Source organism: Bartonella sp. AP57NXGY (assembly GCF_042195805.1).
Lineage (GTDB): Bacteria > Pseudomonadota > Alphaproteobacteria > Rhizobiales > Rhizobiaceae > Bartonella.
On sequence record NZ_JBHIOZ010000552.1, the window covers coordinates 1 to 668 of the forward strand.

Consider the following 668-nt stretch of genomic DNA (forward strand, 5'->3'; position numbering starts at 1 on the left):
AATTTAATTGCGCACGAACGTCAAGAAATGTTTGCAGGGTTTGAAAAATCAGCTTATGCAGATGGACGTTTTTTCGAAAAATATATTGAAAAAGAATGGAAACCGCAATTTCCGCTTGTGCAAGAGCTTTTTGCACGGAATAATATTGTTATTCCAGATCAAAAGGATTGGCAGGAACTCAAAAAATTAGTTATTGAGTACGGGCTTTATAATCGCAATCTACAGGCAGTTCCTCCCACGGGATCTATTTCCTATATTAATCATGCCACTTCCTCCATTCATCCAATTGCTTCAAAAATCGAAATTCGCAAAGAGGGAAAAATTGGGCGCGTTTATTATCCTGCTCCTTATATGGATAATACGAATTTGAATTTTTACCAAGATGCTTATGAGATTGGTCCTGAAAAAATTATAGATACCTATGCTGCTGCAACACAGCATGTTGATCAAGGTCTTTCATTAACATTATTTTTTCCTGATACAGCGACCACACGTGATATTAACCGCGCACAAATTTATGCTTGGAAAAAGGGTATCAAGAGTATTTACTATGTACGATTACGGCAAGTAGCATTAAGTGGAACAGAAGTTGATGGCTGTGTTTCGTGCAGTTTATAGGAGATCATCATATGACAAAGATTACAACCAAAAATCCTGTTGTGTGCGCT

1 pseudogene is annotated in these 668 nt (G+C 37.1%); it reads left to right on the forward strand.

Annotated features, from left to right (window positions below):
• Positions 1 to 618 (forward strand): annotated as a pseudogene (locus ACFIL8_RS11985) (ribonucleotide-diphosphate reductase subunit alpha); the annotation flags it as partial.
• Between the last annotated feature and the right edge of the window lie 50 nt (positions 619 to 668).